Annotated in this window: 5 protein-coding genes and 2 pseudogenes; 3 read left to right on the forward strand and 4 right to left on the reverse strand. The window is 74.0% G+C overall.

The window, feature by feature from the left end:
- The first annotated feature begins 122 nt into the window (after nucleotides 1–122).
- Nucleotides 123–1,763 carry an alpha/beta hydrolase gene (locus VR44_RS29970; protein WP_045950759.1) on the forward strand — a complete coding sequence of 547 codons (1,641 nt, stop codon included), beginning with the start codon at nucleotides 123–125 and terminating at the stop codon, nucleotides 1,761–1,763.
- 50 nt (nucleotides 1,764–1,813) lie between these two features.
- On the opposite strand, the pseudogene VR44_RS29975 reads toward VR44_RS29970, so the two are convergent.
- Nucleotides 1,814–3,029: pseudogene (locus VR44_RS29975) on the reverse strand (aminotransferase-like domain-containing protein).
- 128 nt (nucleotides 3,030–3,157) lie between these two features.
- Between VR44_RS29975 and VR44_RS29980 the strand changes: the two are divergent.
- Nucleotides 3,158–4,021: a hypothetical protein gene (locus VR44_RS29980; protein ID WP_045950760.1), complete on the forward strand. Its 864-nt coding sequence runs from the start codon at nucleotides 3,158–3,160 to the stop codon at nucleotides 4,019–4,021.
- Nucleotides 4,022–4,142: 121 nt separating this feature from the next.
- Here the strand turns inward: VR44_RS29980 and VR44_RS29985 are convergent, their stop codons facing one another.
- The 3 genes from VR44_RS29985 to VR44_RS29995 form a co-directional block, all read right to left on the reverse strand.
- The gene (locus VR44_RS29985) at nucleotides 4,143–4,346 is read right to left on the reverse strand and encodes a DUF397 domain-containing protein (RefSeq protein ID WP_045950761.1); all 204 of its coding nucleotides are present in this window, start codon (nucleotides 4,344–4,346) and stop codon (nucleotides 4,143–4,145) included.
- A 198-nt stretch (nucleotides 4,347–4,544) separates the two neighbouring features.
- On the reverse strand, nucleotides 4,545–5,429 hold the full coding sequence (locus VR44_RS29990; RefSeq protein WP_045950762.1) for a helix-turn-helix domain-containing protein: 885 nt from the start codon (nucleotides 5,427–5,429) through the stop codon (nucleotides 4,545–4,547).
- A gap of 298 nt (nucleotides 5,430–5,727) precedes the next feature.
- Nucleotides 5,728–6,471 carry a GOLPH3/VPS74 family protein gene (locus VR44_RS29995; RefSeq protein ID WP_045950763.1) on the reverse strand — a complete coding sequence of 248 codons (744 nt, stop codon included), beginning with the start codon at nucleotides 6,469–6,471 and terminating at the stop codon, nucleotides 5,728–5,730.
- 521 nt (nucleotides 6,472–6,992) lie between these two features.
- On the opposite strand from VR44_RS29995, the pseudogene VR44_RS30000 reads away from it, so the two are divergent.
- Nucleotides 6,993–8,340: pseudogene (locus tag VR44_RS30000) on the forward strand (hypothetical protein); the annotation flags it as partial.

An 8,340-nucleotide genomic window follows, 5' to 3' on the forward strand; every position in this document is an offset into this window, starting at 1 on the left:
GGTGAAGGGCGGAGCGGGGAGAGGGCTCCGCGCAGCGGCCGGTACCGCCCCGGCGGGCGGGGGCGGCGCGGGCCGCTTATCGTGGGCTGACCGGTTCCGGGGGGCCGCCCGAGGAGGGTGCCGTGCCCCGCGCCCGCATACGCACCGCCGCCTGCGCCGCAGCCCTGGCCGCCACCGTCTCGGCGTCCCCCGCCGGCGCAGCCGCCCCCGCAGCCGGCGCAGCCGAAGCCCCCGCCGGCGGAGCCGCAACCGCAGCCACGGCCCCCGCCGGGACCGGTCCGAGGCCGGTGTCCGGTCAGGGCGCGGGGACCGACACGGCCACACCCCCCGCGCCGCACGGCATACGCTGGGGCGACTGCCCCGAGAAGCCCGTCCCGGCCGACATGCGGTGCGCCACGCTCACCGTCCCCCTCGACCACGACGACCCCGCCAAGGGCACCACCCACGTGGCCCTGGCCAAGATCCCCGCCAGCGCCCCCGGGCACGGGCGCGGCCACGGCCGCCTCGGCTCGCTGCTGCTGAACTACGGCGGCCCCGGCGCCCCCGGCATAGCCTCCCTCGCCGCCGACCCCACCCTCTTCGCCAAGCTCGGCGAACGCTACGACCTCATCGCCTTCGACCCCCGCGGCGTCGGCCTCAGCGACCCCGTCTCCTGCGGCGGCGTCCAGGAGGCCGACTCCGGCACGCAACCCGCCGACCCCGGCGACCCCGCCACCCAGCTGGCCGCCCTGCGCGCCGAGGCCCGCCGGTGCGAGCGGCACTCCGGGCGCGTTCTCCCGTACATCGGCACCGTCCACGTCGCCCGGGACCTCGACGACATCCGCCGCGCCCTCGGCGAGAAGAAGCTCGACTACCTCGGCTTCTCCTACGGGACCCGGCTCGGAGCCGTGTACGCCGCCCTCTACCCGAAGACCACCGGCCGGATGGTCCTCGACGGGGTCGACACCCTCACCGAACCCTTCACCGAGCAGGCCCTCGCCTCCGCACGCGGCCAGCAGCGCGCCCTCGACGCCTTCCTGACCTGGTGCGCCCACCAGGACCACTGCGTCTACGGAACCAACACCCGCACCGCCAAGGAGAAGGTCGCCGCCCTCGTCGCCCGCCTCGACGAGCACCCCATGACCGGCACCGGCGGCACCCCGTTCACCGGCGACGACGCCGTCCTCGCCATCGGCAGCGCCCTCTACTCCACGACCACGTGGCCCGATCTGGCCGACGCCCTCCACCGGGCGGAGCGGGACGACGACCCCACCGGTCTGGAGCAGCTCCTCGCACCCCCCGAGACACCCCCCTCGGGCACCCCCTCCAAGGTGCCCGCCGACAACGCCCTGGCCGCCCTCACCGCCGTGAACTGCGCCGACGACCCCGACCGGGGCAACGACAGGGACGCCCCGGCGGCCATCGCCCAGGAGATCGGCGGGCTGAGCGCGCAGTTCCGCGAAGCCTCCGAGATCTTCGGGCCGCGCCAGCTGATGACCCTCCTGTCCTGCTACGGACGCCCCGCCGGCACCGACTTCATCCGCCGCATCGACCACCCCGGCGCCCCGCGCATGCTCCTCGTCGGCACCCGCGGCGACCCGGCGACCCCGTACGAATGGACGGAGGAGACGGCCCGGCGCCTCGGCTCGGCCGTGATCATCGACCACAAGGGCGACGGGCACACCGGCTACCCGTCCTCCGCCTGCGTACGCGACTACGTGGACGGCTTCCTGATCGACGGCCACCTCCCCGCCGGAACACGCGCCTGCCCCGCCGGGGAGTGAACCGGCGGGGCAGGTGTAGAGGCCTCGTACACCTAGCGGGTGTCCGGCCCCTACCCCAGTGCCGCCCCCAGCCGGTCCAGGCCGACGCCGATCTCCACCGGGGTGTGCGTCGTGAAGGACAGGCGCAGGGTGCGGGGGTCCGGGGCGCCGGTGAAGAAGGGGGCGCCGGGGACGTAGGCCACGTCGTGGGCCACGGCCGACTTCAGGAGGACCGTCGCGTCGTGGCCCTCCGGGAGGCCAGGCGAACATGCCGCCCTGGGGGCGGTTCGACTCCGAGCCCGGCGGGAGGGCCGCGCCGAGGCCCGCCAGGAGGGCGTCGCGGCGGGCCCGGTAGGCCTCGCGGACCCGGGTGACGTGGGCGTCGAGGTCGTTGGCGGCCAGGTAGTGGGCGGCGGCCAGCTGGTCCACCGTCGAGGTGTGCAGGTCCGCCGCCTGCTTCGCGACCACCGCCGCCCGCCGCAGCGCGGCCGGGGCGCGCAGCCAGCCCAGGCGCAGGCCCGGGGCCATGACCTTGGAGAAGCTGCCGATCAGGGCGGTGCGGTCCTCGGCGCCCGGATGGGCGGCGAGCCAGGGCTCGTGGGCGCCCTCGTAGCGCAGGTCCCCGTACGGGTCGTCCTCCACCAGCCACAGCCCGAGGTCCACCAGCCACAGCCCGAGGCGGGCCGCGGTCCGCGCCACCTCGGCGCGCCGCTCCCCGGGCAGGGTGCGGCCGGTGGGGTTCTGGAAGGTGGGGACGGTGTAGAGGAGCTTGGGGCGCTCGCGGGCGGTGATCTCGGCCAGGGCGTCGGGGAGCAGGCCCTCCTCGTCGCAGGGGACGGGTATGACGCGGGCCCCGGCCATCCCGAAGCACTGGAGGGCCGCCAGATAGGTGGGGTTCTCGACGAGGACGGTGTCGCCGGGCTCCACGAGGGTGGCGGTGATCAGGGTCAGGGCCTGCTGGGAGCCGGTGGTGATCAGGAGGTCGTCCGCCGTGGTCGGCAGGCCACGGGCGCCGGCCCGGGCGGCGACGGCCGCGCGGAGTTCGGGGGCGCCCTCGGTGGTGGAGTACTGCAGGGCGCGGGAGGCGGACGCGGCTCCGGCGAGGGCGCTGTCGTAGGCGGCCCGGAGCCCGGCGGTGTCGAAGAGCTCGGGGGCGGGCAGCCCGCCGGCGAAGGAGATCACCCCGGGGCGTTCGGTGAGCGCCAGAATCTCCCGTACGGGGGAGCCGCCCACCGTGCGGGCGCGGGCGGCGAAGGCGGGCAGGGGAGCGGGACCGGCAGGGGGCATGGGGGCTCCTTCGGGTGGCGGGTGAGCGTGAGCCTAACGAGGGAAGATGCAGATGGCACCTACCATTTCGAGGGGTGAACAGCCTTCCCCCTCTCGCGAACTGACGGAGCATCAGCTACACCGGTGTCATGACGAGCAGAGAAGAGCAGGAGCGGGGGCCGGAGGACACCCGGGCCGGGGACTACGCCGAACTCGCGGCTGTCGGCCCGTACGGGGTCCGCCCCGGCCATGCGCTGATCACCATGGTCGAACCGCACCCGGGCCACGAGTACGCGTACAACCGCTGGTACGAGGACGACCACTACTACGCGGGCGCGATGGCCATGCCCTGGATGTACGCGGGCCGCCGCTGGGTGGCCACCCGCGAACTCCAGGAGCTGCGCTACCCGGAGAAGTCGGCGGTGGCCCAGCCGGTGACGGCCGGCTGCTACCTGTCGACGTACTGGGTGACCGAGGGCCGCTACGACGAGCACATGAAGTGGACCGTCGGCATCAACAAGCGCCTGAACCGCGACGGCCGGGTCTACCAGGACCGTACGCACGTCTTCACGGCCTTCCAGGACCACGAGGCCACCGTCTACCGCGACGGCGCCGCCGGCCCCCGCGACTTCCACGCCCTGGACCACCCGTACGCCGGGCTCGTCCTCCAGGTCGTCGACGCCGAGGGCCCCGCGCACCGCGCGGAGCTGCTGGAATGGCTGCGTTCCCGGGCCCTGCCGCGCAGGCTGCACGGCTCCCCGGCGGCGATGGTCACCGTGTTCCGTCCGACGCCGCTGCCCGGCGACCGGATGACCTACGTCAAGCAGGTCGAGGGGGTGGACAGCCGCCTGACCCTGCTGTGGTTCCTGGAGGCCGACCCGCGCGGCTGCTGGGACCGTTTCCAGGGGCTGGACGCGGAGGTCGCGGAGTCGGGGCTGGGGCGGGTGGAGCTGGTGGCGCCGTTCGTCCCGACGGTGCCGGGGACCGACCGGTACGTGGACCAGCTGCGCTGACCGCGGGCCGCGAGCGGAGAGGGGGCCGGTCGTCCGCCCGTACGCGGACATGGCCGAGCCCCCTCGGCCAGGACGGCGGACCGGTCGAGAGGGCTCCAGTCAGGGGTGCGGGTCGAGGGGCTCAGACGAGCCGGCCCTCGACGACGCCGGTCACGAAGGAGGTCCAGGAGCCGGGGGCGAAGGTGATGGACGGGCCGTCCTGCACCTTGGAGTCGCGGACCGCGATCGCCTCGGTGACGGGGGACTTGACCTCGACGCAGGCGCCGTTTCCGCCGGAGTAGGAAGACTTGGTCCAGTTTTCGGTGCCGCCCTGACGAATGCCCATGGTTCTTCTCCGGTTCAGAGAGTGGTTCCGGGAGTTCCCGGCTGTGTGCCGGCGCCATTCCCCGGGCCGACGTGATCGACGCTACCGGCAGCTCCCGAAGGGTGACGTGGGCATTCACTCGACCGGGTGGCATGTTCCATTCAGGCCTTCTGTGGCCGGGGACCGACGGTGTACCGTGCCGGACCCCCCGCCACCTCCCTACTTCGTCAGGGCCGCGTAGTGGTCGATGACCTCGGAGATGAACTGCCGGGTCTGTTCCACATTGAGCGCCTGGGCCCGCAGGTGCTCGTACATCACGCTGTATTTCTGAACGTCGTTCGCCTTCTCCAGGTACAAATCGCTCGTGACGCCCTCGATGTAGACCACCGTCGAGTCCGAGGCGTCCGGGAATTCCAGAATCGCGTACTGGCCGTTCACCCCGGGATGGGCACCCATCGTGAACGGCATCACCTGCACGGTGATGTACGGCTGGTGCGACTGCTCTATCAGGAACTGCAGCTGCCGGATCATCAACTCGGGATCGCCCACGTGCCGGCGCAGTACGGCCTCGTCGATCACCGCCCACAGCCGCAGCGGCCCGACCTCCGCGTTGTTGTTGTCCGTCTCGGACAGCCGCTTCTGGCGGTGCATCCGGACCTGGACGCGCTTCTCCACGTCGGCGGGCGCCGTCTCCGGCAGCGCGCCGCGGATCAGGGCCTGGGCGTACTCCGGGGTCTGGAGCAGGCCGGGGGCCATCTGGGGCTCGTACGTACGCAGGCTGGCCGCGTCGGTCTCCAGGCCGATGTAGACGCTGTACGGGATGTCGCCGAAGGCGTGCCACCAGCCCTGCTGGCGGGAGTCCTTGGCCATCTGCATGAGCGAGTCCACCAGCCGGGGGTCCTCCACCTCGTACACCTCGCACAGGTCGCGGACGTCGCGCTGGCTGATGGAACGGCGGCCGTTCTCCAGTCGGCTGATCTTCGACTGGGAGACGAGGAGGCGTTCGGCGACCTGTTCGGCCGTCATGCCCTTGTCCTCGCGCAGCTTGCGCAACTCCATGCCCAGTCGGCGGCGTCGGACGGTGGGATTGACATTGGACGCCACGGGATCGGCACCTCCGCCTTCTTCAGTAGCTGTCTCTGTGCGTGTCTGACGTTCAGCAGACTGCCACCGAAGGGTGCGGCGCCGCTGGGGAACGGCGTGGAAAAGCAGACACGCGGGGTGGCGGGGCCGATGGAACGGCCCCGCCACCCCGCGTGCGCGCGACTCCCGGACCGGGTCTCTGGGGGGACCCGGCAGCGGAGGGTGGATCGGTGACCCGCTGGTGGACCAAGGGGTGTCGCGGGTCGGGGGTCGTGCGTCGTGCGTCGTGCGTCGTGCGTCCTACGTCGTGCGTGGTGCGTCAGTGCGCGGCCGCGCGGGCCATCGCGCCCGTCCGGCGCGGCTGGAGCGGCACGCCGCCGCCCGCCGTGGCCCGGGCGGCCGGCTGCGGTGCCGGAGCGCGGTCGCGGCGCGGCTGTGCGGCCACGCCGTTCTGGACGTCCATCACGGCGTGCGCCACGAGACCGCCCATCGGGTCGTGCCTGATCAGGTCCCGCAGCCGGGACCTGGACGACCGCCCCTCGTTGCCGGGGTACAGGTGCTTGCCGAGTCCGACCGCGTGGGCCAGCGCGGCGAGCGCCGCGGTCCGCGGGTCCGGCGGTACGCCGGTGCGGATCGCACTGTCGAGCCGGGCACGGATCTCCCGGCTGATCGCCGTGTCCGTCGCCTGGTAGCGAGTCGTCGGCAGCACCCCGCACATCTGTCCCGCGACGGCATGCACCATGCCGCAGCGCTCCAGATGAGCGAGGTAAATCTGGCGGAGCCCCAGGCGGGGTCCGCCGATCCAGTGGACGGCCCGTACCGGGCTGCCGCGCCTGCGCAGCAGTTCCAGTGCGGAGTCCAAAGTCGGATCTCCTGTCGGCCGTGGCATCACCACGGCGATACGATCCCCGTCAGGGGCTATCCGTCCTGCCAGAGCCAGCTCCACTAGCTGTGCCCCGGCCAGGCCGAGGTCGAGCGACTGCGGCTGCGCCGTGGTACCCGTGGCCGGGTCCAGGGCGAGCAGCAGAAGCTCCTCTGGAATTGTTCTGCGGCTCCTGCCCATCCATGCCTCCCCGCGTGGATGAGTGACAGGGTGACGCCTCTCACATTCATCTGTCGAGAGCGCCTGATCGCTTTGTGGGGGAACCAGTAGCTATGTCGTTCTCGTCTAGCACGTGGGCGAGGCCCCCGAGACGGGACACTGTTAGACGGTTCGGACAGTGGCCGGACGGCGATCGAGGAGGAACGGTGGCGGGCGAGTCCCCCGACAAGTCGGTAAGTGAAGGAGCGTCGGGGGCGGCGAAGTCCTCAGGAGCCGGGGATCAGGACCCGAGGGTCTCGGTGTTCCAGCCGCGCGTTCCGGTGAAGGACGCGACGGCGGCCCGGACGGTTGCGGGCGGGGCCTCGGACGCGGGTACGGGGTCGGGCTCGGCGTCGGATCCGGATGAGGCGTCGGACGCGGGCACCGAGCCGGGTACGGAGTCCGCTCCCGAGTCGGGTCCGGGTGCGGCCGCCGACGCGGACGCGGCTTCGGACCGGGGTGCGCGGGAGGGCGCGGACGCCGCCCAGCGGTCACCCGGACGAGTGGAAGCCGCACCGTCCGCATCGAAGTCCGGCGTGGTCCGCCAGGGTTCCGCTTCCGAGGGATCCGGAAAGGCCGCCGAGACCTCCGGTGCGGGGGCGGGTGACTCCGGCTCCGAGGCCGGCGGCGACGAGCCGTCCGCGGCCGCCCGTGCCGAGCGCACCGCCGTCTTCCGCGCCGTCAGGCCCGGCTCCGCCGGGGCGGACTCCGCCCGGGAGGCCGAAGCCAAGCCGAAGAACGGTTCCGCTTCCGCCGGTTCCGGAGGTACGCGGACCACCGCGTTCGGGGCCGCGACCTCGGACCCCGCCCCGGAGGACGGCCGTCCGGAGCCGGCCGCCGGTGCGGACTCCGCTTCCGGCCGCGCCGCGTCCGCCGACGCCGGGAAGCCGTCCGCCGGGCCCGCGGCCGCGTCGGAGCGCACGGCCGTCTTCGGCACCGTCAAGCCGGCTTCCGCTCCGGCGGATTCCGCGAAGGACGCCGGCGAGGACCGCCCGGCCGACGCCAAGCCGGGTTCCGGTTCCGGTTCTGGTTCCGGCGGCTCGCGGACCACCGCGTTCGGCGTGGTCACCTCCGACCCCGCCCCGCAGGACGCGGACGCCCGCCCCGAGCGGGGCTCCGGCGGCGCGCCCGCGGACCCGCGCGGGCGCGAGAGCTCCGAGCGCACGGCCGTCTTCCGCACGGTCAAGCCGGGTTCGGCGGACGCCGGAGAGCGGTCTCCGGCCGGCTCCGAGCAGGGTTCCACCGCCTCTCCCGCCGGCTCCGGCGAGCGCACGGCGGTCTTCCGTACGGTCAAGCCGGGAACCCGCCCGGCGCCCGACGCCCCCGCCGGCCAGGACCCGCGTGCCGCCGCCGGCACGGACGAGCGGACGGCCGTCTCCCGTGCCGAGAAGCCGGGTTCCGCTCCCGCGGACGCCAAGGGGTCGGCCCCGGCCGCGCCCGGGAAGTCCTCCGAGTCCGGGAAGGACGCCGAGTCGGGCAAGGCGGCCGACGCGCGGGATCCGCGTGCCGCCGCGGGCGCCGGGTCCGACGAGCGGACGGCGGTCTTCCGTGCCGTGAAGCCGGGTTCCGCTCCCGCGGACGCCAAGGGCTCGGCCCCGGCCGCGCCCGGCAAGCCCGCCGCGCCGGCGAAGGACGCCGAGCCCGGCGAGGACTCCGAGCGGACGGCCGTCTTCCGTGCCGTCAAGCCCGGTTCCGCCCCGGCCGGCGCCGGCAAGGGCGCGCCCGGGAAGCCGGCGGACGCCGACCCGAAGCCCGGTGCGCCGAAGGCCGCACCCGCCCCCGAGGCGCGCGTCAGCAAGTTCGTGCCGCTCGGCGACGAGCCGCCGAAGCCCCCCGCCCCCAGGCCCGACC

Source organism: Streptomyces katrae, assembly GCF_000966975.1.
In the GTDB taxonomy this organism is placed as follows: Bacteria; Actinomycetota; Actinomycetes; order Streptomycetales; family Streptomycetaceae; genus Streptomyces; species Streptomyces katrae.